Below are 23,908 nucleotides of genomic sequence, written 5' to 3'. Positions count from 1 at the left end.
GGAGGGCTCAGTCCACCTCGGGCGTCGCCGCGATGCGCCGCTTCATCTGGACCCGCTTGATGAAGCCCCAGGTGAAGACGGCGAGTGCGAGGCCGAGGACCGCCATGGTGACAGGGCGGCTGAAGAACACGGCAAAGCTGTTCTCGTTCATGTTCAGCCCGATCCGCAGGCTCCGCTCGAACTGGGCGCCGATGAAGATGCCCAGCGCGGCGGTCGCGGTCGAATAGCCGTGGCGCAGCATGAAATAGCCCACGAACCCGGCCGCGATGGCGACATAGACGTCGAAGATCTTGTCGTTGATCGCGTAGATCCCCAAGAGCGTCATCGCGATGGCCAGCACCACCACCACCTGCCGGTCGAGCCGCACCGCCCGCAGCATCATCCGCGCCATGGGCCAGCCCGTGGCGAAAAGGAACAGGGTGGAGGCCAGCAATCCGGCGATCGCGGCAAAGAGCAGCTCCGGCGCGTTCCGCGTCATCAGCGGCCCGGGCACGAAGCCCTGCACCGTCAGCGCCGCCAGCAGCAGCACCATCGACCCCGTGACGGGAATGCCGAGGCCCAGCGTCGGGATCAGTTCTCCGGAACTCGAGGCATTCTGCGCCGCCTCGTTCGACCCGATCCCCTCGATCGAGCCCTTGCCGAACTTCTCGGGCTCCTTCGACATCATCTGCGCGGTCTGGTAGCTGATCATCGCGGCGGGCGTGGCGCCTGCGCCCGGAATCGCCCCGACGAAGGTCCCGACGACGGTGCCGTTCAGCATGGCCGGGATCGCCGGCCTGATCTCGGAAAAGGGCGGGAACCTGGTGGCGCTGGCGCCGTTCGCGGCCTTGTCGCCCCACTGAAAGATCTGCCGGGCCGACCGGAACAACTCGCTCAGCGCGAGGATGCCCACGACCAGCGCCACCTCCTCGAACCCGGAGCGGATCTCCCGGAACCCGAAATCCATCCGCGGCACGCGGTTGATCGGGTCGAGCCCGACCAGACCGATGGAAATGCCCAGCGCCGCCGACATCAGCCCCTTGACCAGGTTGTCCGCCGCAAGGCTGATCAGCGCAATGAACCCGAAGGTGTAGAGCGCGAAGATCTCGGGGAAGGAAAACAGGTAGGCCGCGCTCATCAGCGGCACGACCAGCAGGATGAAGAGCGCGATGGAGAACAGCTGTCCCCCCAGCGCCGCGACGAAGGACACGCCAAGGGCAAGGCTGCTCTTGCCCTGCTTGTGCAGCGTGTGCCCGTCGATGACCGTCAGGATCGCGGCGGGGTTGCCCGGAATGCCCATGAGGATCGCCGGGATCGAATTGCCGTAGCCGACGCCGACCGTGATCGACAGAAGGAAGGCCACGCTGACGATGGGCGACATCGCAAAGGTGAAGGGCAGCACCAGGCCATAGGCCAGCGTCGTTCCGATCCCGGGCATCGCACCCGACAGCACCCCGAAGATGGTGCCCGCGAAGACGGCGAGCCAGACCCAGGGGTCCACCAGAAGGGACAGACCGCCGATGAAGGGGGTGAGCAGATCCATGCGGAGGTCTCCCGGGTGTTCAGAGAATGATCCAGCCGAGGCTGCGGAAGAGGTCGGTGAAGGGTCCGACAGGCAGACGGACGCTCAGGATTTCGGCAAAGACGACGTAGGCGGCGGCCGTATAGATGACGGCGATCGCCAGGATCGGCACCGGCCTCCGCTTGCCCAGCAGCGCAAGCGCGGCTGCGAGGAAGACCGGCGTCGCGATCAGGAACCCGGCAGGCCGCAGGGCGAGGGCATAGAGCACGCACAGCCCGATGAGCGCCATGCTGCGCAGGGTGCTTGCCGGGTGGTCCGGCTCGTCGGCGACCCCTTCCCCCTCCATCTGGTGGCTCTCGGTGGCGGACCAGCGCAGGAGGTGACCGGCGATGACCCAGAGCCCCCCGCCCAGCATGACGCCGCCGCAGATGTAGAAGGCCATCGAGGGTCCGATCGGATCGCGCATGATGCCCTGGGGGATCGCGCTGGCCTGGAAGAGGATGATCAGACCGACCAGGGCAAAGACGGCGGCGACAAGGATGTCGAAACGGCGATCCGGCATGAGATGCGTCCGGTGTCCTGAAGGGTGATGGCCGGGAGCGTCTGCGGGGGTCCGATGGCCCCCGCAGTCTGCGTGTTACTGGTCGGCCCAGTAGATCCCCAGGTCCTTGAAGATCTGGATCGAGGTCTCCAGCCCGAACTCCGCCAGCGCCATCGACTCCGCCGGATCGAGGTCGATCACCTCGAGCGCCGTGACCTGCTCGCGCCGGGCGACATAGTCCGGATCCTGCGCCGCCGTGGAGAAGAGCTGGTAGAGCCAGTCCCGATGGGCGTCCGGCACATCGGGCGAGGTGGCGATGGTCCGGGTCTGGCTGAACGGATCGGACCCGTCGAACAGCGTCTCGGACGGCGGCACGTCCTGCCACGGCTCGGGGAACGTGGTTCCGCCCGCGCCCAGCAGCAGGTTCACCCGGCCCGCGTCGTAATGCGGCCCCAGGACATCGGGCGGCGATGCGGTGATGTCGCCCTCGCCCGAGGCCACGGCCAGCGCGCGCTCCTGCGGGTTGCCCCCGATCACGTCGGTCATCGGGATGTTCAGCGCCGAGGCCCAGAACCGCATCGCCGCATCCTGGCCGCCGCCGGGGCCGCCCGTGACATGCCGCACCGCGCCGGGATTCTCCTGCGCATAGGCGATCAGGTCCTCGATCGTGTCGCCCCACGGCGCGTCCGCCCGCTGGATCAGGAAATAGGGCACCCGCTCGGCGGAGATGACCGGGTTGAGGTCGGCCATGGTCTGCCCGGTCATCGATTCGATGTCGAGCGCGGCCATGTCGACCTGTGCGTCCGGCACCGTGAGCACATAGGTGATGTAGCCCTCGCTCGCGAGCTCGCCCTGGTCCTTGATCCAGGCGATGCCCTCCCAGGTCCCGAAGTTGGTGAAATCCTCCCGGTGCTCCACCACGACGGGCTGCGGCGAGAACCGGCTCGCCGCCTCGGCGATCTGGCCGGCGAAGAGCGAATCCGCCGAACCGGGCGAGTCGATGACCAGCAGGATGATGGGCCGGTTCGGGAACCCGTCATCGAGGGGGGCCAGGGCCTCCTGGGCGATGGCCGACGTGGCCGCGAGCGTCGACGACAAGAGCGCCGACATCGCGAGAGCGTTCAAGTGTTTCATGGTGTTCCTCCCGTTCGTCGGGCCGTCGCGACTCGGCTTTCCATCCGATGCCGCGGGTGGATCGGCCGGCTGTTTCCGCCGCCGCTTGGTCTGGCCCCACGGATTCGAGACTAGAAATATGTCCGGACATTTGTCAAGCGGGATGGCTCTCCGCTCCCCACCCCGAGAACCCCGATTCATGGGATTGGATCAGGCCGGAAACCGGGCGTCCCGAAACGAAAAGAGCGCCCCCACGGGGACGCTCTGACCGGATCGCCGGGCCGTGGCCCGGCAACCGGATCTGCCGCTCGGGATCAGCGGGCGACGGCCGCGTAACGGTCGCCGTTCGCCTCGATCCAGGCCGCCACGTCGGCCTCCAGTTCTTCCATCGTGTAGTCGTTCGCCGCCGCGATGAAGCTGTCATCGAGGAAGGTGGAGACATCGTGGAGCTGGCTGATCTCCCCCACCGACAGCAGCGAGGGCTGGACGCGCTCCCAGAGGTGGGGATGCAGGGCGCCGCGCTGCTCGGACATCGGCTCGTGCAGGGTGTAGGCCGACAGGTTGGCCAGTTCGTAGCCCACGTCGAGGTCCTGCCACTGCTCCGGAACCGCGTCGGACATGATCGCCGCGGTCATCTGGATATCCAGGCGGCCCGCTTCCATGCCCTTGCTCCAGGCGCGCAGGAACCGCTCCACCGGGTCCCGCAGTTCTTCCTTGCGGTCGTTCCAGATCGCAAACGAGTTGGCCGGGTTCTCCGACACCTCGGGCGGCGTGATGTTGCGAATCTCGATCCCGGCGGACTGGATGGTGTTCAGCTCGGTGGCCCCGCCCGCAACGGCGTCCACGGTGTTTCGGCGGAACGCGTTGGCGAGCGTCGGCCCGCCCTCGCCGACGACAGCGGTCGACACGTCATCGAGCGTCAGGCCCGCGCTCTCGAGCGCCACGCGCGCGATCGCGAGATCCCGGTCGCTCACGAGGCCGATTGTCCGGCCCTTCAGATCGGCAATCTCCTGCACATCGCTCTCGGCGGCGACATAGAGCGCCTCCGGGGCGAACTGCATGTCCTCGTAGATGATCGTGAAGGGCTGGCCCGAATCCACCGCCTGCATGGTCTGGGCCGAGTCGAACATGACGAGGTCGGCCTGACCGTTGGACAGGAACGCGACATAGGGAATCGTGGTCGCCGAGGCGAGCCAGTTGATCTCGAGGCCTTCATCCTCGAAATATCCGAGCTCGGTCGCGACATGCATTCCGTAGAAGGTGGTGGACCGCTCGTTGGCGATCAGGACGTTGAGCGTGTCCATCTCCTGGGCCCAGGCGGCACCCGTGCCGACCGCGAAACAGGTGACGGCAGCCGCCCCGATCCGGTTCGTGAAGTTCATGATAGCTCCTCCCTTTGTCACGCCGCGAAACGGCGCGTTCTGGACCGTCCTCGGCACCTTGATGACGCCGTCGAACGCCTTTCGGATGGGCTGGTTCATGCCATGGGACAAGGAACGCGAACCCTATTTGTCCGGACATTATGCTGCAACCAAGCTTTCGCTCAGTCAAGCGATTTGATCTACTACTTCAGAGCCATCAGCCTGCGGCGCCGCTTGCGCGAAACCTGCTCCAGGCGTTCCGGGCGCAGCCAGAACACCGTCCTGCGGTCCGCCACCTCCATCAGCGTGAACAGGAGCAGCCCCATCAGCGCCATGCTGATCAGCACCCCGATCGAGGCCGCGATATCCAGCCGGTGGGCATAGCGCTGCATCATGATCCCGATGCCCTCGGTCGCCGAGGCGAACTCGGCCACGATGGCGCCCACGAGCGCGGTGGTGATCGCGACCTTGAACCCGGCAAAGATCATCGGCGCCGCGTTGGGCAGCATCAGCTTGAAGAAGGTCTGCATCTTGCTCGCCCCCAGCGACCGCATCAGCTCCTCGGTGTCCCGGTCCACCCGCAGGAGGCCCGAGAGCGAGTTGACGAAGATCGGGAAGAACACGATCAGAGCCGCCAGCGCGATCTTCGAATTCCAGCCGAACCCGAACCAGGCTATGAAGATGGGCGTGACCGCGATGCCCGGCGTGACGTTCAGCGCCACCGCATAGGGCGCCACGTACCGCCGGAACGTCAGGCTCAGCGCCGCCCCGATGGCGAGGCCGAGGCCGATTACCCCGCCGATGACGAAGCCCGAGACCGCCTCGAACATCGTCACGAAGAAATGCCAATAGATCTCCCCGGTGACGACGTACATCCGCCAGATCGCGGCGGCGATGGCGCTCGGCGCCGGCATGATCAGGTCATTGAGCCGCCCGGTCTGCCCGGCCCACTCCCAGACCGCAATGAAGGAGGTGAAGATCAGGACATGCGTCGCCAGCCGGCGCAGGAATACCGGGTCGAGAAGGACCATCCAGCGGGCCGGCTTCCGGCCGGGCGCGCCCCGGGCGATCACAGCTTGCTCCAGTAGGTCTGGCGCTTGCGCGCCACGCGCCGCATCGAGTCGTCGTGGTGCCAGAAGATGATCCAGCTCTCGAGGGACTCCATGATCCGGTAGAGGAAGAACCCGAGCACGGTCAGCGTCAGCAGCGCCGCGAAGGCCGCCGACATCTGCAGCACCGCGGCGAGGTTGTTCAGCAGCACCCCCATCCCTTCGTTCGAGGAGATGAATTCCGCAACCAGCGCCCCGCCCAGGGCCGAGGCCATCGCCAGACGGATCCCCGCCATGATCAGCGGCATGGCGTCCGGCACCATCGCCTTGGTCAGGATCTGCCACTTGCTGGCGCCCAGCGACCGCATCAGCTCGATCTGGTCCTCGTCGGCGGACAGGAACCCCGTCAGCGTGTTGATGAAGGGCGCGAAGAAGCAGACCAGCGTGACGATGGCCAGCTTCGCCTCGAAGCCGAAGCCGAGCCAGGCCAGCATCAGCGGACCGATGGCGATCCGCGGCGTCGCCTCCAGCACGATGATGTAGGGCTTCATGTAGCGCCGGGCCGTCTCGCTCAGCCCCGCCACCACGGCAAGGCTGATGCCGAGGATCGTGCCCACGACAAAGCCCGACAGGACCGTCGCCATGGTGATCCACAGATGCCGCCAGACGATCCCCTGGTCGATGAAGAGCGAATAGAATGAGTAGATGATCAGCGTGGGCCGCGGATACAGCAGCTCGTCCGCGATCCCGGTCACGGTCAGCATCTCCCAGACCGTGAGAAAGGCCACAAGGATGGCGAGATGGTTGAAGACGCGGCGCCAGGTCAGTCCGTCTTCCGCTGAAAGGCCGGGGATGGACTCGTCGCTCATGGCCCCCCCTACTTGTTGTCGCGGTCGAAGATGCCGCGGACTTCGGCCACCATCTCGTTGAACGGGACGGTCTGCATCAGCGAGATGTCCCGCGGCCGCTCGAACGGGACTTCGACGATCCCCGCGATACGCCCCGGACGGGGCGTCATCACGAAGACCTCGTCGGCGAGAAAGATCGCCTCCTGGATGTTGTGCGTCACGAACAGCGTGGTCCGGCCGAACTGCGCCACGATCCGCAGAAGCTCGAGGTTCAGCCGCTCGCGCGTGAACTCGTCGAGCGCCCCGAACGGCTCGTCGAGGAGCAGCACATCCGCGCCGGTCTGCAGGAGCCGCGCCAGCGATGCGCGCTGCTGCATCCCCCCCGACAGCTGGCTCGGGAAGGCATAGGCGAAGTCCTTAAGCCCGACGAGCTCGATCAGCTCCAGCGCATGGTCCCGGTCGGCGGCCGTCACCTTGCGCACCAGCTCGGTGGGCAAGAGCACGTTCTCCAGGACCGTGCGCCAGGCCATGAGGGTGGGCCGCTGGAACATCATGCCCACGTCCCGCCGCGGCTTGCCGACCGGATCGCCATGGACGTGAAGGCTGCCGCTCGACGGCTCGATCAGCCCCGCGATCATCCTCAGGAGCGTGGACTTGCCGCAGCCCGAGGGACCGACGAGCGAAATGAACTGGCGCGGCTTCACGGTGAAGGTCGCCCCTTCAAGCGCAACCACGGTGCCGCCGAACAGCTTGCTGACGCCGTGGCCGAGGATGACCGCGCCGCCCGGGTCGGCGCCGTCGGCCGCCCGCGTCTCATGATACATGGTGTCAGCCACCTGCGCCGCTCCTGCTTGTGGTAAGATCGCCGGGTCCGGACCTGACCGGGACACGATGACGGCCGGGCGCCGCGCCCCCGATACGGATGCGGCGGCCCCGGCTCATTTCAGAGGGCCCCGCTCGAACATCTTCGCGGTGCGCTCGTAGTGCCGCTCCGTCAACTCGCAGACCCGCTCCGCATCGCGCGCGAGTGCCGCGTCCGCTATGGCCGCATGTTCCTCGCCCAGGTGCCGCGTGCCGAGCTCGAAGGAGACCGACGCCCGACGATACCGCTCGCACAGGTCGTGCAGATGCCCCCGCGTCCACAGAAGCCAGCGTGATCCGCAGGCCGAAACGATCGCCGCGTGAAAGTCCGCGTTCGCCTTCTCCCAGCTGTCGGGCACAGCGCCCTCTGACTCCGCGAGCGCGGCATCTTCCTTGCGCATGACGTAGCTGGCCGCGACGACCGCGCCCTCCCACTCCAGCCCGCCGTTGCGAAGCGACATCCGGAGAGCCTCCTTCTCCACGGCGATGCGGGCGGTGTTGAGGTCGTTGAACTCCTCCCGGTCGAACGGGGCCACGGTGAACCCCCGGTTCCCCTCGGCGATCACGAGCTGGTCCGCGCTGAGCCGCTGCAGCGCCTCGCGGATCGGCGTCGGCCCGATGCCGTAGATCTCCCGCAACCGTTCGATCCGAAGTCGCTCGCCGGGGCTGCGGGTGCCGCGAATGATGTCCGCCTTGATCGAGCGATAGGCCTCGTCGGCCCGGGTCACCACGGAGGCGCCCGCCTCCACCCCGCCGACCTCTGCACCGGACTCCGAACGCATGAAACTCACCAGCGACCCTTTCCCGTGCCCGCGCAGAATCTGCTTTCCCGCGCGGTTATTTTGTATTTTAAACACGAAATCATCACCAAAATCGGGATGCAACGATAAAATGAAACTTTTCACGGGAAAACACGCCGGCCGCGACGTGGCCGGCCGCATCGACGGGGAAGAGGCCGTCGTCTGCGCGTCCGGCGCGGGGGCGGATCGCGCGGTCCTGTCGATGATCGAGGGCGGCCCCGAGGCGCAGGCGGCATGGGCGGCGATGGAGGAGGAGCGCGTGCCACTCGCCGAGGTGACCCTGTCAGCCCCCCTGCCGAAGCCCCTCCGGGACGTGTTCTGCGTGGGCAAGAACTACTACGCCCATGCCGCCGAGTTTCACTCGAGCGGCTTCGACTCGAGCGCGAAGGAGGAAGTGCCCTCGGCCCCGGTGATCTTCACCAAGCCGACGACCAGCGTCTGCGGCCCCGGCGACACCGTCCTCGGATCGCTCGATCCGACCGGCACCGTCGACTACGAGGGCGAGCTTGCCGTGGTGATCGGCACCCGTGCCTTCCAGGTCTCCCGGGAGGCCGCCATGGATCACGTCTTCGGCTACGTGATCGTCAACGACGTCACCTCCCGCGAACTGCAGAAGCGGCACAACCAGTGGGTCATCGGCAAGGGAATTGACACCTTCTGCCCCATGGGCCCCTGGATCGCGACCGCCGACGAGGTGCCCGATCCCGGCGCCCTGCGCGTGGTGACCGAGATCAACGGCGAGATCCGGCAGGACGCGCCCGTGGCCGACCTGATCTTCGACATCCCCACCCTGATCGAAACGCTCAGCCGCACCATGACCCTGCTGCCCGGCGACATCATCGCCACCGGCACGCCGGTCGGGGTGGGCATCGGCTTCTCGCCGCCGAAATACCTGGTGTCCGGCGACGTCATGCGCGTCACGATCACCGGGCTCGGTACGCTCGAAAACCCGGTGGGATGACCCCCGCGGCCTCCGGCCGTCAGGTCTGGAGCCCGCCTGCCCCGTCCCGGTGCAGCTCCAGCGCATATTCGAACCGCTTCTCGGGGTGGATCGTGACCGTGCTCTCGAAATTGCGCCCGCTCTCGTCAAGGTAGCGGCGCACGAAGGTCAGCGCGGGCGAGCCGTCCGCGACCCGCAGCAGCCGCGCAAGCTCTCCCTCGATCGAGCTGGCGAAGATCCGGATCTGCGCGTTCGCGATCACCACGCCCCTCTCGCGCTCGATGCGCTGGAACACCGGCTCGTTGGAGGTCGTCTCGCCGGCGACAAGCGGCGCGAATTCCGGCAGGATGTAGATATCGGACCAGCAGATCGGCAGGTCGGACCTGTCGCTCCTCCGCAGACCGCCGATCCGGTACCACTCGTGCCCGACCGGGCTGCCGATGTAGTCGGACAGCCGCGGGTCCACCTGAACCATCGTCGAGACGAGGTTTTCGCGATAGGTGTCCTCGGGGTATTTCAGCATCTCCGACAGCGACGACAGCCGGTAGATGAACGAGGGCGCGGGTTCCGCATTCTTCACCGTCGTCCCAGCGCCCCGGCGCCGGTCGATCAGGTTGTGATCGGTCAGCCAGCGCAGCGCCTCGCGCACCGTGAAGCGGCTCGCTCCGTAATGCTCGCACAGTCGGACTTCGGGCGGCAGCATCGACCCGACCGGATAGTCGCCGTTGCGGATGCTCCGGAGCAGGTCCTGCGCGATCCGGTAGTAGAGCGGCTCGGCGCTCGCCAGGTCCTCAGGATCGGCCAGCGTCGCATTCGTGTGCAGCTTGTTCATCGCCATCCTGCTCCGCCGCCCGTGACGCCCCGCCTCGACGGTCGGAGCGGGCGCCGCAAGACGCCGGTCGGCTCGTTCTGCGTTCGTCGGTCGTGAGATCGGTTTCCGCCCGGGACACTAGCACCATGACCACCAGCGTCAAACGGCGTGCCGCCCGGGCTCGCCGGCCCGAAACATCCGGTCAAATCTACCGTCGCACCGCTCCCGGCCCCGGAATTCGCGACAGGAAGCCCGAATCGAAGCCAAGTTGTCTGGACAAAATCAACTGGACAAGCCTGCCGCATCTGCGCGACCCTCCGCGCGACGGAGCCTGCCGGACCATTTGCCACGATGCCACAGCCCCCCACCCTTCCCCCGGCGCCCCGCCGGAGCGCACGCGCCGGCGCCCCCGGTCGCACCCGCTTGCCCCGCCGCAGGGTCAGGGGCCCCCGGTGACCATGGCAGAGGTCCCGCCAGCAGACGCGCTCCGGACCATGGTCCGCGACCATGTCCGCCCCGGCCAGACCCTGTTCCTGGGCGGCTTCGGCCATGCGGTGCCCTTCGCCCTCGGCCAGGAGATCGTCCGCCAGGGCATCGGCGGGCTGACCCTCTGCCGGTCCGGCGCCGATATCCTCTTCGACCAGATGATCGCCGCGGGCGTCGTCCGGCGCGTGATCTTCGGCTATGTCGGCAATCCCGGCGTCGGCCTCGGCCATGCCTTCCGCCGCGCGGTCGCGGCAGGCACGCTCGAGCTCGAGGAATGGACCAACTTCGCCATGATCCTGCGGCTCCATGCCGGGCGGCTCGGCGTGCCGTTCCTGCCCGCCCGCATCCTCGGGATCGGCGACCAGACGCCCGCGACCGCCGCCGCCGCCCGCATCGCCTGCCCCTATACCGGAACCGAGCTCACCGCGATCCCGGCCCTCGTTCCCGACGTGGCCCTGATCCATGCCCAGCAGGCCGATGACGAGGGCAATGTCCAGCTCTGGGGCGTCGACGGCGACACCGTCGAGGGCGCCCTGGCGAGCGAGCGCATTCTCGTGACCGTCGAGCGGATCGTCCCCGCCGCCACCCTGCGCGCCGCCCCCGAGCGCACGCGCCTGCCCGCCCATCGCGTCACCGCCGTGGCCGAGGTGCCGTGGGGCGCGCATCCCTCCTGGGTCGATGGCGCCTATGGCCGGGACGACGCCCATTACCGCGACTACGACGCCGTTTCCCGCGATCCCGCCACGCTGGACCGCTGGCTCGACGACTGGGTCCGCTCGGGCGGCGGCGCCCGCTGCACCGACCTGCTGACCGACGACGACCTCGCCGCCCTCCGCACCGCCCTCGGAGGCGCGTCATGACCGCCCTCGGAGAGACCGCCCGCATCGCCCTCGCCGCGGCGCGGGAGCTGGCGGACGGCGAAAGCTGCTTCGTCGGCATCGGCATTCCCTCCGATGCCGCGCTCCTCGCGCGCCGCAGCCATGCGCCCCGGCTCGGCCTGATCTACGAATCCGGCGTCTTCGGTGCCGATCCGCCCGGCCCGCCCCTCTCCACCGGCAGCCCCGAGGTCGCCGCCGGGGCCGCGATGATCGCCGACGGGCTGACCGCCTTCGGAGAGCTCCAGGCCGGCCGGATCTCCTGCGCGCTCCTCTCCGCGGCCCAGGTGGACCGCTTCGGCAATCTCAACAGCACCGTCCTCGGGCCCTACGAGGCGCCAAAACTGCGGATGGTCGGCAGCGGCGGCGCCCATGACATCGCCTGCCTCGCGCGGCGCCTGATCGTGGTCATGCCGCACGACCCCCGCCGCTTCGTCGAGCGGGTGGACTTCGCCACCAGCCCCGGAGCCGCGCCCCGGGATACCGCCCGACGCCGCGCGCTCGGCCTTGGCCCCGGTCCCTCGGTCCTGATCACCGGGCGGGGGCGCTTCGAGATGACCGCGGACGGCTGGCGGCTTGCCGCCACCCTGCCCGGCTTTTCCGCCGCCGACGCGCTCGAGGGCCTGCCCTGGGGTACCCCGCCCGGCCCGGTGCCCGGGGTCGCCTTCGACGCCGCCGCCCTCTCGGCCCTGGCCGCCCTGCCCCATCTCCACGAACCGTCCCCAGCACCGTGAGGCCCGCCATGTTCCGCATCGCGCAGATCGACATTCTCCCCATCGCCGTGCCGCTGAAGAAGCCCGTCATCATGGCGGCGGCCAGCGTCCACGAGGCGGAGAACCTCGTCGTGCGCATCGCCGACCGGGACGGCACCGTCGGATGGGGCGAGGCCGCCTCCGCCCCGATGATGAACGGCGAGACCCTCGCCGGCATGGTCGCCGCCGCCGCGCACATGGCCGGGCGCCTGACCGATGCCGAGATACCTGACCTCGCCGCGATAGCCGCCCTGGTCGATGCCGCCATCGTCGGCAATCCCGGCGCGAAATCCGCCGTCGAGATGGCCCTCCTCGACATCCTCGGCCAGAGAACCGACCAGCCGCTCCACGTCCTGCTGAACCGGGCCGAGCGCCCGCGCGCCCCGGTCCTGTCCTTCATCTCGGGCGGCACCGAGGCCGAGGAGCTCGCCCATGCCCGCGCCATGGTCGATACGGGCCATGTCGCGCTCAAGGTCAAGATCGGGCTGCTGGGGGTGGAGAGGGACCTCGCCCGCTGCGCCGCCGTGCGTGCTGAGGTGGGACCGGACATCCGCCTCTCCGCCGATGCCAACGGCGGCTATTCCCGCGCCGACGCGCTCGCCTTCGTGGCCCGCGCCGCCGAGACGGGTCTCGATTTCGTCGAACAGCCCGTGGCGCCCGGCGACATGGACGGCATGCGCGCCTGCGCCGAGGCGTCGGGCGTGCCCATCGCCGCCGACGAGGGCCTGAAGTCCATCGACTCGATCCGACGCCACCACGAGCTCGGCGCCGCTGCCGGGGGCAGCATCAAGACGATCAAGCTCGGCGGCTGCCTGCCCGTGATGGAGGCGGGCCGTCTGATGCAGAACCTCGGAATGCAGGTGAACCTCGCCGGCAAGACGGCGGAAACGAGCATAGCCAGCGCCGCCATCGCCCATCTGGCCATCGCGCTGCCGCAGGTGAACTGGGACGTCAGCGTGACCTCGACCTATCTCGCGACCGACGTGGTCCATGATCCCATCGCGCCCCGGGACGGCCATGTGACCGCCCCGGAGCGCCCGGGCCTCGGCATCGAGGTGGACGAGGCCCTCCTGTCGAAACTCCGGGTCTGACCCTTCAGCGGTTGGCCTTCAGCGGGCCGTCCTTCGCGCGCCCGAACTCCGCCGGCTTCAGTCCCAGCAGCTCCACCGCGTTCAGCCCGCAGATCTTCGCCTGGTCCTCGGCCGACAGGCCCGGCGTCTGCAGCACATGCTCGATGGGGTCGAACTCGGCCATGTCGAACGGATAATCCGTGCCGATCAGCACCCTGTCCGCGCCGAATTTGCCCACGAGGAACGCAAGCTGGTCGGTCTCGAACACGATGCTGTCGAAATACATCTGTTTCAGGTAGCTCGTCGGCGGCCGCGAGATGCGTCCCCGGCAATCGGGCCGCGCGCCCCAGGCGTGATCCATCCGCGCCGCATAGGCCGCCGCAAAGGCGCCGCCGTGGCTGAGCACGATCCTCAGCCCCGGGAACCGCTCCAGCACCCCGCCATAGATCATGTGATGGACCGCGACCGTGGTCTCCAGAGGATTGCCGATGGTGTTCGTCAGGTAGTGATCCGACAGACGGTCGCTGGCGAAGGACGTGGGATGCAGCAGGATCGGCGCGTTCAGCTCCTCCACCCGCGCCCAGAACGGATCGAGCCGGTCGGCCGACAATTCGTCATGCCCCGCACTGGCGCCGATCTCGATGCCCAGCATCCCCAGCTCGCCCATGCAGCGCTCGAGCTCGGAGATCGCCCGGTCCGTGTCCTGCATCGGCACCGTGCCGATGGCCCGCAGCCGGTCCGGATGCTCCGTCACCGCCTGCGCCAGCCGGTCGTTGATGATCTGGCTGCCCTCGAGGCACAGCCCCGCATCCGCCAGATAGTTGAACTGCGGCGGCACCGGCGAGATGATCATGACGTCGATCCCCATGCGGTCCATCTCCGCAAGGCGCTCGGCGGTCCCCGCCAGCTCGTTGGCGCGGTCGATGTTCTGCTGCACGTTGACCTTTCGCGAGGCCTCGCCCGCATATTTCACCGCGTCGAGCGACGCCGCAGGCAGGTGCGGCCGGATCAGCGCATCGGCCTCGGGCACCAGCATGTGACCGTGGATGTCCACGGTCAGGCTGTCGGGCCGCGTGTAGCCCTCCGCCAGGTGTTCGCGCGCCGCGGTGGAGCGGTAGGGCAGCATTTCGGTGTTGGACGAACTCATCGGTCTCTCCGTCAATGGATCAGGCGGGCCCCGCGCCGGGGACAGGCGGCGCCCATCCGGACGCCGCCGCGCCGCGGGGGTCAGTGTTTCGGCGGCGCCTTGTTGCCGTCGCTCGCGATGATCGACAGGTACTCGACCACCTTTTCCTTGCGCGCGTTGCGGAACTTCATGAAGTCGGGTTTGCGCTTCTCCAGGAAGGCGTTCATCCCCTCGAGGCTCTCTTCCGAGCCCCAGATCTCCGCCAGAAGCTCCATCCCGTGCTGCCACGAGGCATAGAGCTGGTCGCTCTCGAAATTCAGCGACTTCTTCGTGGCCCGCAGGGTCTGGCCGGAATAGCCCTTGATCTGCTCGCACCACTTCTCGGTCTCGGCCCGAAGCGTCTCGTGGGGCACGCACTTGTTGATCAGCCCGACCTCGACGGCCTCCTTGGCGGGGAAGGTGCGGCACAGGAAGATCATCTCCCGCGCCAGCCGCTCGCCGATCAGGCGCGGGATGTACTGCGTCGCTCCGACCGTGGGACAGGCGCCGACCTTCGCGCCGGTCTGGCCGAAATGGGCGCGGTCCGAGGCGATGATCAGGTCGCACCACAGCGCCAGCTCGTGCCCGCCGCCCATGCACCAGCCGTTGACCATGCCGATCACCGGGATCGGCAGGCCGCGGATGGTCATGGCAAGGCCCAGCATCCGGTCGTTCCAATGCGCCGCATTGGCCCGGTTCAGCTTCATCATGGCGTGAAAATCGCCGCCCGCGGAGAACGCCTCGTCCCCCGCCCCGGTCACCACCGCCACGGCGATCGACGGATCGTCCCGCGTCGATCTGAAGGCGTCGATCAGCTCGTCCAGCGTCTGCTCGCGGAAGGCGTTGCGCACCTCGGGCCGGTTGATCGTGATCCAGGCGACATTGTCGCGGACCTCGAACAGGATTTCCTTGTAGTCGGCTGGCATGGGGATAGGTCCTTTCCTCGGGATGTCGTGACGGGGTCGGGCGTCAGGGCCGTGCGGCGCGGCGGGGGCCGGACGACACGGGCGGCGGTGCTGAACCTGGCATGATCGTCCTCCCCCTCGGGTCGCCATGAACCCTGACATCGGCGACATGTCCAGACATTTCCCGATGACCCCATGAAAGTCCAGTCTCCCGAGACCGGAAAGCCGCCTTCCGGCCCTGCGCTCACACCCGGGGCAGCGCCGAACGCACCACCCCGGGCGCTTCCCTCGCCACCTGTCCGGACCTATCCTCCGCTCAGAAGCGGTAAAAGGCCGCCGGCGTATCGACCATGATCTTCCGACGCATCTCCTCGTCGGTCACCCATTCCCCAAAGGCGTTCACCAGATCGCCGTCGTCGGGATTGACCTCGTACTTGTTCGGATGCGGCCAGTCGGTGCCCCACATGATCCGCTCCGGGTTCGCCTCGATCAGCGCGCGGGCCATGGGCAGGACATCGTCATAGGGCGGCAGATCGGTTTCCGAGACCCGGTTGGCGCCGGAAATCTTCACCCAGGTATTGCCGTCCCGCACGAGCCCCAGCAGCGCCTGGAACCCCTCCGCGCCAACTCCGGCCTTCGCGGGCTGATAGGCGAAATGGCCGATGGACTGCGGGACCTCGATCTTCTTCAGCACGGGCATCAGCTCGACGATGTCCTTGCCCGGAAACAGCCACTCGATATGCCAGCCGAAGGGCTTCAGCTTGGCCTCGAGATCGGGGATCTCGTCGAACCCGATGGGCATGCCGCCCTTGTTGTCGGTGTTCAGTCGCACCCCCCGGCCCCCGATCCGGTCCCATTCCGCGATCTGCTCCTCGGTCACGTCCGCGTCCACCGCCACGACCATCCGCGCCCGGTCCGGCGTCTCGGCATTGAGCGCGGTCATCCCGTCGATGATGGCCGAATTGTCGGTCCCGTAGGGCGAGGGCTGGGTGAACACGACCCGGTCCACGCCAAGCTGGCTGTGCAGGTGCTTCAGGTCCTCCAGCGTCGATTCCGGCGGGTTGTAGCCGCGCGCCGGGCTCAGCCAGTACTTGTCATAGAAGACATGCACATGGGTATCGATCGACCCCTTCGGCAGGGTGATGTCCGGCACCGAAGGATGACGATGGGGCGCGATGCAGTCTCGGATGGTCATGGTCTCTCCTTCAGGTCAGCCACGGCCGATGTACGGCATCTTGGTGGCCATGATGGTCATGAACTGGACGTTGGTATCGAGCGGCAGACCGGCCATGTAGGCCACCGCCGACCCGCAATGGGCGACGTCGAAAACCGGCTCCACGGCCACCTGCCCGTTGGCCTGCGGCACGCCGTGCTTGAACCGCTCCCCCAGCGGCGTGTCGGCATTGCCGATGTCGAGCTGGCTGCACGCGATGTCGTGCTGCCGCCCGTCGAGCGAGATCGACTTCGTCAGCCCCGTGATCGCGTGCTTGGTGCTGGTATATGCCGGCGTGTTCGGGCGCGGCGAATGGGCCGAGACCGAGCCGTTGTTGATGATCCGCCCGCCCTTCGGCGTCTGTGCCTTCATGATCCGGATCGCATGCTGCGCGCAGACGAAGGCGCCCGTCAGGTTCACGTCCACGCATCGCTTCCAGTCGGCGACGTCGAGATCCTCCATCGGGACCCGGGGCGCGCCCCCGCCCGCGTTGTTGAACAGCACGTCAAGCCGCCCGAACTCCGCCCGGACCACGCCGAAGAGCGCGTCGATCTCCTCGATGACGGCGATGTCCGTCGGCACGGCGACCATGCGGGCCTCCGCGTTCGGGGCCATCGCGGCGGTCTCCTCCAGAAGCTCCCTGCGCCGCCCGGCCAGCACCACGTGAAACCCGTCCCCGTTCAGCGCCAGCGCCGCGGCCCGCCCGATGCCGGTGCCCGCGCCCGTCACCACCGCGACCTTTTCCGTTGTCATGTCCGTTTTCCCTCCGGCGTTTCGCCGACCGCCTCGCGTTCGAGCTCCATCGAATATTCGAACCGGTTCTCGGGATGCACGGTCAGCGTGGTTTCGAAATTGCGCCCCTCCTGGTCCAGGTAGCGCCGCACGATCGACAGGGCGGGCGTGCCCACCGGCACCCGAAGGAGGCTCGCGAGCTTGCTCTCGATGGAACTGGCGAACATGCGCACCTGCGCGTCGATCACCGTCACCCCGGTCGCCTCCTCGATCTGCTGGTAGATCGGCGTGCGCCCGTCCTCGCCACCGGCGATATGCTCCGCGAGTTCGGGCTCCACGTAGATGTCCGACCAGGAGATCGGCAGGTCGCTCGCGTCGCTGCGCCGGATGCCGCTGATCCGGAACCACTGCTTGCCGATCGGACAGTCGATCTTGCTCGCAAGATCGGGATCGGCATGCACGAGCCCGGTGAAGAGGTTCTCGCGCCGGGTCACCTCGGGATACTTCAGGATCTCGTCGGTCGAAGACAGCCGGTAGACGAAGGCCCCCGCCGGATTGGCCGAGATCACCAGCGTCCCCGCCCCGCGCCGCCGGGACACGAGGCCACTTTCCGACAGGCTCCGCAGGGCCTCGCGCACGGTGAACCGGCTCGCCCCGAACATTTCCGACAGGTCCGCCTCGCCCGGCAGCATGGTGCCGACCCCATACCGGCCCTCGCGGATATCGCGCGCAAGCTCCCGGGCGATCTGGCGGTACTTCGGCGCCTCGCCCCGGCGCCCCGGAGGATCGACTGGCTTTGGCGGCATGTCCGGCCTCAATGTTCCCCCCCCGCGGCTCGGGCCGAGCCGGCACGCCGCTCCTACCTGCCGAGCCGGCAGTTGTGCGGACATTTCGGAGTGAACACCGAATTCAGCGCCAACTCAAGCCGGATCGACCCTCAAATCGACCGGAACCGCAAGGCATTGACAATCCGCAGCGCTACATGTCTGGACTTATTGCCATGCCTGGCCGGACAGATCGGGGGATTCGACGTGGCGCTCCAGACCCTCAGCGCGACCGCGACCGCCCCGACGGGCCGCCCTCTCCCGGGCTCCGCCCCCGGCGGCCGGGGATGAGCGCCCGTCCGACGTCCGGCCTGCTCGCGCTCGTGGTGCTGGCCTTCGGCTCGGGGTACTTCCTCTCCTATTTCTTCCGGAATGTGAACGCCGTCCTGTCGCCGCTCATCGTTGCGCAATTCGAGCTGAACGCCACCCAGATCGGCCTTCTGACCAGCGCCTTCTTTCTCTCCGGGGCCATCATCGTGATCCCCGTCGCGATCCTGCTCGACCGCGTCGGGCCGCGCCGGGTCCTGATCGGGCAGTTCCTGATCACCTCGGCGGGGGCCGCGATCTTCGCCACCGGCACCACAGCAACCGCGCTCCTGCTGGGGCGGGCGCTCCTCGGGCTCGGGGTGGCGGGCTGCCTCGCCACGGCCTTCAAGGGCGTCACCGTCTGGTTCCCGCGCGACCGCTGGGCCACCGGGAACGCCTTGGTGCTGGCCGTGGGCAGTCTCGGCGCCATCGCGGGAACCCAGCCCCTGCAATGGCTTCTGACCCTTGTGACCTGGCGCGAGGTGTTCGTGATCTGCGCCTGCGTCAGCCTCGCCATGGCCGCCGTGGCCCACTTCCTTTTGCCCGACCGCAACGCCGAACCCGAGACCGCCGCCCCGCGCGGCGTCTACCGCCACGTCCTTGCCCTTCCCGTGTTCTGGCGGCTGATGCCCATGGTTTCTCTCTCGCTCGCCGCCTTCTTCGCCATCCAGGGCCTCTGGGCCAACGCCTGGATGTCGGATGTCGCGGGCCTCTCGCAATCGCAGATCGGCGGGCGGCTCCTCTTGATGGCGGGCGCCATGTCCTGCGGCATGCTGATCAACGGCACACTCGCGGATCGGCTCACCGGCCTTGGCGTGCCTCCCGCGGCGATGATGACCACGGGGTTCGCGGGCCTTCTCCTCGCCCAGGCCGCCCTTGCGTTCGAGCTGGCGCCGCAGGCCTGGTGGCCCTGGGCGCTGATGGGCTATGCCGGCAATATCGGCGCCCTGGGCTATCCGCTGATCTCCCGCCGCTTCCCCCTCCGCGAAAGCGCGCGCGCCATGTCGGCCGTCGCGGTCATGGGCTTCGCCTTCTCCTTCGCGCTGCAGTTCGGCTTCGGCGGCATCCTCGATCTCTGGGGCCGCGACCCCTCCGGCGCCTATCCGGCGGAAGCCTACCGCGCGGCCCTCGGCACGCTCCTCGCGCTTCAGAGCGCGGCCCTCCTGTGGTTCGTCACCTCCCGCGACGTCTGGGGCGAGGCGCGCTACGACAGGGTCCTGCCATGACGACGCAAGAGCCCTGGCCCCCGGCGATGACCTGCGAAAGGAAACCACCAGCATGACACCCCGCAAACACGGACTCGCGCGCGGCCTGACCAACTACGGCGACCCCGACTTCGCGATCTACCTGCGCAAGTCCTTCGCCAAGTCGATGGGCTATTCCAGCGAGATGCTGGACCGGCCGATCGTCGGGATCGCCTACACGCCCTCGGGCTTCAACAACTGCCACCGCAACTTCCCCGAGATGCTCGAGGCGGTGAAGCGCGGCGTCCTCGCCGCGGGCGCCCTGCCGCTGGAGTTTCCGACCATCTCCCTCGGCGAGGTCTTCCTCTCCCCCACCAGCCTCAAGTTCCGCAACCTCATGGCCATGGACACCGAGGAGATGATCCGCGCCCAGCCGATGGACGCCGTCGTCCTGATGGGCGGCTGCGACAAGACGGTTCCGGCGCAGCTCATGGGCGCGGTCTCGGCGGACCTGCCAGCGATCCAGCTCGTCGCCGGCCCGATGATGACGGGGCGCCACGGTCCCGAACGGCTCGGCGCCTGCACCGATTGCCGCCGATTCTGGGCGCAGTTCCGGGCGGGCACCGTATCGGCGGAGGAGATCGAACGGATCGAGGGCAAGCTCGCCACGACCACCGGAACCTGCGCCGTCATGGGCACCGCCACCACCATGGCCTGCATCGCCGAAACGCTCGGCATGATGCTGCCCGGCACCGCCGCGATCCCGGCCGTCCATGCCGACCGCCTGCGCGCCGCCGAGGCCACGGGCATCGCCGCCGCCCGCCTGATCGAGGCGCCGATCCGGCCATCGCAGATCGTCACCCGGGCCTCGGTGGGCAACGCGCTGCGGGTCCTTCTGGCCATCGGCGGCTCGACCAACGCCATCATCCACCTCACGGCCATCGCGGGCCGCGCCGGGATCGAGGTCCCCCTCGACTGGCTCAACGAACTGTCGGACACCACCCCCGTCCTCGTGGACCTGAAACCGACAGGCTCTTACTATGCCGAGGATTTCTTCGCCGCCGGGGCCATGGGCGCCGTGCTGCGCGAGCTGTCCCCCCTTCTCGACCACGACTGCCTGACCGTCACCGGCGAGACGCTCGGCGACAGGCTCGCCCGCGATCCAGGCTGGCACGACCCCGCCATCATCCGCCCCGCCGCCAGCCCCGTGTCGGACAAGGGCGGCCTCGTCGCGCTCTTCGGCTCCCTCGCCCCGCGCGGCGCGATCCTCAAACGCTCTGCCGCCGATGCCTCTCTCTTCGAGACCACGGCCCGGGCGGTCGTCTTCTCGTCACTGGAAGATCTGGCAGCACGCATCGACGATCCGGACCTGGACGTCTCCCCCGGCGACATCCTCGTCCTGCAGAACGCCGGACCAAAAAGTGCCTCCGGCATGCCCGAGGCCGGCTACCTGCCGATCCCGAAGAAGCTCGCCGCGCAGGGCGTCAAGGACATGATCCGCATCTCCGACGCCCGCATGTCGGGCACGGCCTTCGGCACCATCGTCCTCCATGTCGCCCCAGAGGCGGCCGAAGGCGGCCCCCTCGCCCTCGTCCGGACCGGAGACCTCATCGAGATGTCCGTCGCCCGGAACCGCCTCGAACTCCTGGTGAGCGAGGAGGACCTCGCCGCCCGGCGCCGGGAATGGGAGGCCGCCCGGCCCGCCGCCGCCGCCCGCCGCGGCTACGACAGGCTCTATGCCGAAGAGGTGCTGCAAGCGGACCAGGGCTGCGATTTCGCGACCTTCCGCGCCACCGGGATGACCGACCGATGACCCGCCACGTCGCCGGCGACACCCTGCGTGAGTTCGTCGCCCGCGCCCTCGGCGCCGCCGGCATGACGCCCGCCAACGCCGCCCGCATGGCGGACCTCATGACCGAGGCCGACCTCGGCGGACAGGACGGTCACGGCGTCTTCCGCCTGCCGCAATACATCCGCCGCATCCGCGCGGGCGGCATGGTGGCGAACCCCGAGATCGCCGTGCTTCAGGACCGCCCCGCCACCGCCCTGATCGACGGCGGCAACGGGCCGGGGCACCTCGTGATGTCCCGCGCCGCCGAGATCGCCATCGCCAAGGCCCGGACCACCGGCGTCGCCTGGGTGGGCGCCCGCCAGTCGAACCACGCCGGTCCCGCCTTTCTCTACGCGCGCATGCCCCTCGCCGAAGGCATGATCGGGCTTTACGTCGCCGTGGGCAGCGCCAATCACATGCCCCCCTGGGGCGGCACGGACCTCCTGCTCAGCACCAATCCCATCGCCGTGGCGATCCCCTCGAACCAGCGCCCGCCGATCGTGCTCGACATGGCCACCACCGTCGCCGCCTACGGCAAGGTCAAGACCGCCGCCGACCGGGGCGAGACGATGCCCGTCGGCTGGATGATCGACAGGACCGGCGCGCCCCTCACCGATCCCGCCCGCGCCTCCGAGGGGCTGCTCCTGCCCATCGGCGGGCCAAAGGGCTACGGGCTCTCGCTGATCTTCGGCCTGCTCGCGGGCACCCTCAACGGCGCGGCCTTCGGCGCCGATGTCGTGGATTTCAACGCCGACTCGGCCAGCGTGACCAACACCGGCCATTTCCTGATCGCGCTCGATGTCGCCGCCTTCATGGACCCGGCCCAGTTCCGCGCCGCGGTGGATGACATCTGGGCGCAGATGAAGGCCTCGAACCGGCTTCCGGGCGTGACGGACATCCGCCTGCCCGGAGAACGGCTGGCCGAGTGCCGGGCCGAGCGCCTCGCCACCGGCATCCCCCTGCCCGCGCCGCTTCTGGACCGGCTGGACACGCTCGCCGCCGACCTCGGGATCGCGCCGCTCTAGCCCTGGCCCTTCGCCATCCGCTCGATGGCGAGCAGGATCGCCGCATTGTCGAGATCGCCCTCGCCCCGCTCCGCAAGATCCGCCATCGCCTCGAGATACCGCTCCGCGAAGGGCAGTCCGCGCCCCTGCCGCGCCGCCGTCTCCCGGATCAGCTGAAAGTCCTTGCGCGACTGCGCCACCCGCCCCTCCGGCGCGAAATCGCGGGCGGCCATCTTCGGCCCCTTCGTCGCCATGACCGCCGACTCCGCCGCCGACATCCGCGCCACCTCGAGAAACACCCCGGGCGCGATCCCCATGGCCTCGGCAAAGACCAGCCCTTCGGCGCAGGCGGCCCGGTTCAGCCCCAGCACAAGGTTGATCGCCAGCTTCATCCGGTTGCCCGCGCCCAGCTCGCCCACCCGGCGCCGCTTGTTGGAAATCGCGCCCGCCACCGCCTCGAAAGCTTTGAGCCCGTCCCCATCCCCCGCCAGCAGCAAGAGCGCGCTGCCCTCCTCCAATTCCCGGCTGGTGCCCGATATCGGCGCCTCCACCAGCGTGATCCCCTTCGCCGCGGCGATCCCGCCGAGGCCCGCGATCGCATCGGGATCGCAGGTACTCATGGACACGAGCACCCTCTCCCCCTCCGGCGCGGCGTCGACGATCCCCGCAAGCTGCCCCGTGTCGAAGACCGCGGATATCACCAGCGGCCTCTCCCACACCTCCCCTGGCCCTGCCGGAACGCCGCCCATCGCCCGCAATTCCGCCATGCGCCCCGCGTCCGGATCATGCCCCGTCACGCCATGCCCCGCCGCGATCAGCCGCCTTGCGACCGCCGCGCCGACAAGGCCCAGCCCGAAGAGGCCGACGCCGCTCATCCCTCCCCCACGATCCTCGGAAACTCCGGGAACAGGTGCGAAAAATCGCTCTCCGCCAGCCCCATCTCCCCCGCCGCCCGCGCCAGCAGCGCGGCGGTCATGGCGCCATAGGGATTGGCCGCGCCCAGGTCCCGCGCCAGAACGTCCGCCATGGCCAGGTCCTTGGCGAGGTTGCGCACCTCCGACCGGCAGGTCATCGCCCCGCTGAGGATATCCCGCGGAAACCGCACCTCCGAGACATAGGACCGCGCGTTCCCCGCGTTCAGCACCTCGACTGCCGCGGCGGGATCGAGGCCCGCGGCCCGCGCCAGCCACAGCCCCTCGCAGGTGGCCAGAAACGTGGTGTGCAGGATCATGTTGTGCACGAGCTTCATGGTCTGCCCCGACCCGACCGGGCCGAGGTGAAAGACCTTGCCCGCGATCACGTCGAACACCGGCGCAAGCCGCGCCATGTCCTCCGCCGCCCCGCCCGCCATCAGCGTCAGCGTCCCCGCCTCGGCGCCCGCGCCGCCCCCCGACATGGCCGCGTCCACATAGGCCGCACCGCGCTCGGCCAGCCGGGCCGCCAGCGCGCGGCCCGCCCCGGGTTCCGAAGTCGTCAGGTCCACCACCAGGTGCCCGGGGGCCATGTCCACCCCCTCCAGCGCCGCCGCGATATCGGCGGTCGTGGGAACAACGAACAGCGTGATCTCCCCCGCCGCCACCACCTCGGCCACGCTGGCCGCCCAATGGCCGGGAAAGCCCTCCGCGCAGCCCGGCCGCGCATCGGTCACGGTCCCGGCAAGCCCCGCCGCGACGAGGTTCCGCGCGATCCCCTGCCCCATCTGGCCAAGACCGACGACCCCGACGCGCGGTGCCATG

24 protein-coding genes are annotated in these 23,908 nt (G+C 68.7%); 8 read left to right on the top strand and 16 right to left on the bottom strand.

Translation table 11 applies throughout. From position 1 onward, the window contains the following. Positions 1–7 precede the first annotated feature (7 nt). From EAT49_RS18675 to EAT49_RS18660, 4 genes are all read right to left on the bottom strand, one after another. Complete coding sequence (locus EAT49_RS18675; RefSeq protein WP_123643825.1) at positions 8–1,522, bottom strand: tripartite tricarboxylate transporter permease; 1,515 nt, start codon at positions 1,520–1,522, stop codon at positions 8–10. Between the two features lie 19 nt (positions 1,523–1,541). Next, positions 1,542–2,063 carry a tripartite tricarboxylate transporter TctB family protein gene (locus tag EAT49_RS18670; RefSeq protein WP_123643824.1) on the bottom strand — a complete coding sequence of 174 codons (522 nt, stop codon included), beginning with the start codon at positions 2,061–2,063 and terminating at the stop codon, positions 1,542–1,544. Between the two features lie 75 nt (positions 2,064–2,138). Next, entirely contained in the window at positions 2,139–3,176 is a 1,038-nt protein-coding gene (locus tag EAT49_RS18665) for a Bug family tripartite tricarboxylate transporter substrate binding protein (protein ID WP_185020839.1), read from the bottom strand. A gap of 293 nt (positions 3,177–3,469) precedes the next feature. Further along, positions 3,470–4,537, bottom strand: a complete 1,068-nt coding sequence (locus EAT49_RS18660; RefSeq protein WP_185020838.1) for an ABC transporter substrate-binding protein — start codon at positions 4,535–4,537, stop codon at positions 3,470–3,472. Here EAT49_RS18660 and EAT49_RS21320 point away from each other — a divergent pair. Further along, positions 4,527–4,715, top strand: coding sequence for a hypothetical protein (locus tag EAT49_RS21320; protein WP_185020837.1), 189 nt, complete (start codon positions 4,527–4,529; stop codon positions 4,713–4,715). The two genes, EAT49_RS18660 and EAT49_RS21320, sit on opposite strands and share 11 nt — an antisense overlap. A gap of 4 nt (positions 4,716–4,719) precedes the next feature. On the opposite strand, the gene EAT49_RS18655 is transcribed toward EAT49_RS21320, so the two are convergent. The 4 genes from EAT49_RS18655 to EAT49_RS18640 form a co-directional block, all read right to left on the bottom strand. Continuing rightward, positions 4,720–5,589 (bottom strand): ABC transporter permease, encoded by an 870-nt coding sequence (locus tag EAT49_RS18655; protein ID WP_148078753.1) that lies wholly within the window; start codon positions 5,587–5,589, stop codon positions 4,720–4,722. Next, positions 5,586–6,434 (bottom strand): ABC transporter permease, encoded by an 849-nt coding sequence (locus tag EAT49_RS18650; protein ID WP_123643820.1) that lies wholly within the window; start codon positions 6,432–6,434, stop codon positions 5,586–5,588. The genes EAT49_RS18655 and EAT49_RS18650 overlap by 4 nt, the downstream gene beginning before the upstream one ends. A gap of 8 nt (positions 6,435–6,442) precedes the next feature. Beyond that, positions 6,443–7,249, bottom strand: a complete 807-nt coding sequence (locus tag EAT49_RS18645) for an ABC transporter ATP-binding protein (protein ID WP_246003906.1) — start codon at positions 7,247–7,249, stop codon at positions 6,443–6,445. Between the two features lie 102 nt (positions 7,250–7,351). Further along, positions 7,352–8,056, bottom strand: coding sequence for a GntR family transcriptional regulator (locus EAT49_RS18640; RefSeq protein WP_123643819.1), 705 nt, complete (start codon positions 8,054–8,056; stop codon positions 7,352–7,354). A 109-nt stretch (positions 8,057–8,165) separates the two neighbouring features. Here EAT49_RS18640 and EAT49_RS18635 point away from each other — a divergent pair, with 109 nt between their 5' ends. Next, the gene (locus EAT49_RS18635) at positions 8,166–9,035 is read left to right on the top strand and encodes a fumarylacetoacetate hydrolase family protein (protein ID WP_123643818.1); all 870 of its coding nucleotides are present in this window, start codon (positions 8,166–8,168) and stop codon (positions 9,033–9,035) included. A gap of 19 nt (positions 9,036–9,054) precedes the next feature. Here EAT49_RS18635 and EAT49_RS18630 read toward each other — a convergent pair whose 3' ends face one another. After that, positions 9,055–9,846, bottom strand: a complete 792-nt coding sequence (locus EAT49_RS18630; protein WP_185020836.1) for a GntR family transcriptional regulator — start codon at positions 9,844–9,846, stop codon at positions 9,055–9,057. A 437-nt stretch (positions 9,847–10,283) separates the two neighbouring features. On the opposite strand from EAT49_RS18630, the gene EAT49_RS18625 reads away from it, so the two are divergent. The 3 genes from EAT49_RS18625 to EAT49_RS18615 are packed head-to-tail and all read left to right on the top strand — an operon-like array spanning position 10,284 to position 13,029. Continuing rightward, positions 10,284–11,171 (top strand): CoA transferase subunit A, encoded by an 888-nt coding sequence (locus EAT49_RS18625; RefSeq protein ID WP_246003908.1) that lies wholly within the window; start codon positions 10,284–10,286, stop codon positions 11,169–11,171. Further along, positions 11,168–11,920, top strand: a complete 753-nt coding sequence (locus tag EAT49_RS18620; RefSeq protein ID WP_123643816.1) for a CoA-transferase subunit beta — start codon at positions 11,168–11,170, stop codon at positions 11,918–11,920. The genes EAT49_RS18625 and EAT49_RS18620 overlap by 4 nt, the downstream gene beginning before the upstream one ends. An 8-nt stretch (positions 11,921–11,928) precedes the next feature. Next, positions 11,929–13,029 carry a mandelate racemase/muconate lactonizing enzyme family protein gene (locus EAT49_RS18615; protein ID WP_123643815.1) on the top strand — a complete coding sequence of 367 codons (1,101 nt, stop codon included), beginning with the start codon at positions 11,929–11,931 and terminating at the stop codon, positions 13,027–13,029. Positions 13,030–13,033: 4 nt separating this feature from the next. Here the strand turns inward: EAT49_RS18615 and EAT49_RS18610 are convergent, their stop codons facing one another. From EAT49_RS18610 to EAT49_RS18590, 5 genes are all read right to left on the bottom strand, one after another. Then, positions 13,034–14,155 (bottom strand): amidohydrolase family protein, encoded by a 1,122-nt coding sequence (locus EAT49_RS18610; RefSeq protein WP_221181477.1) that lies wholly within the window; start codon positions 14,153–14,155, stop codon positions 13,034–13,036. Positions 14,156–14,235: 80 nt separating this feature from the next. After that, a complete protein-coding gene (locus tag EAT49_RS18605) occupies positions 14,236–15,099 on the bottom strand; it encodes an enoyl-CoA hydratase-related protein (protein ID WP_123643814.1) in 864 nt (287 codons plus the stop codon). A 295-nt stretch (positions 15,100–15,394) separates the two neighbouring features. Beyond that, on the bottom strand, positions 15,395–16,273 hold the full coding sequence (locus EAT49_RS18600; protein WP_123643813.1) for an amidohydrolase family protein: 879 nt from the start codon (positions 16,271–16,273) through the stop codon (positions 15,395–15,397). Between the two features lie 15 nt (positions 16,274–16,288). Next, positions 16,289–17,044, bottom strand: coding sequence for an SDR family oxidoreductase (locus EAT49_RS18595; RefSeq protein WP_123643812.1), 756 nt, complete (start codon positions 17,042–17,044; stop codon positions 16,289–16,291). Further along, complete coding sequence (locus tag EAT49_RS18590) at positions 17,041–17,829, bottom strand: GntR family transcriptional regulator (protein WP_185020835.1); 789 nt, start codon at positions 17,827–17,829, stop codon at positions 17,041–17,043. Before EAT49_RS18590 ends, EAT49_RS18595 begins: the two co-directional genes overlap by 4 nt. 305 nt (positions 17,830–18,134) lie before the next feature. Between EAT49_RS18590 and EAT49_RS18585 the strand changes: the two genes are divergently transcribed. From EAT49_RS18585 to EAT49_RS18575, 3 genes are read left to right on the top strand one after another with little or no spacing between them, the layout of a single operon-like run. Continuing rightward, positions 18,135–19,379, top strand: a complete 1,245-nt coding sequence (locus EAT49_RS18585; protein WP_185020834.1) for an MFS transporter — start codon at positions 18,135–18,137, stop codon at positions 19,377–19,379. A gap of 52 nt (positions 19,380–19,431) precedes the next feature. Then, positions 19,432–21,150, top strand: coding sequence for a dihydroxy-acid dehydratase (locus tag EAT49_RS18580; RefSeq protein WP_123643809.1), 1,719 nt, complete (start codon positions 19,432–19,434; stop codon positions 21,148–21,150). Further along, a complete protein-coding gene (locus EAT49_RS18575; protein ID WP_123643808.1) occupies positions 21,147–22,193 on the top strand; it encodes an Ldh family oxidoreductase in 1,047 nt (348 codons plus the stop codon). The genes EAT49_RS18580 and EAT49_RS18575 overlap by 4 nt, the downstream gene beginning before the upstream one ends. On the opposite strand, the gene EAT49_RS18570 is transcribed toward EAT49_RS18575, so the two are convergent. Continuing rightward, positions 22,190–23,047, bottom strand: coding sequence for an NAD(P)-dependent oxidoreductase (locus EAT49_RS18570; protein WP_123643807.1), 858 nt, complete (start codon positions 23,045–23,047; stop codon positions 22,190–22,192). The two genes, EAT49_RS18575 and EAT49_RS18570, sit on opposite strands and share 4 nt — an antisense overlap. Continuing rightward, positions 23,044–23,907: an NAD(P)-dependent oxidoreductase gene (locus tag EAT49_RS18565; RefSeq protein ID WP_123643806.1), complete on the bottom strand. Its 864-nt coding sequence runs from the start codon at positions 23,905–23,907 to the stop codon at positions 23,044–23,046. The genes EAT49_RS18570 and EAT49_RS18565 overlap by 4 nt, the downstream gene beginning before the upstream one ends. Between the last annotated feature and the right edge of the window lies 1 nt (position 23,908).

Source organism: Histidinibacterium lentulum, from assembly GCF_003789055.1.
GTDB lineage: Bacteria > Pseudomonadota > Alphaproteobacteria > Rhodobacterales > Rhodobacteraceae > Oceanicola > Oceanicola lentulus.
Note: the sequence above shows the minus strand (reverse complement) of the source record. Positions and strands in the feature narration are given on the sequence as shown.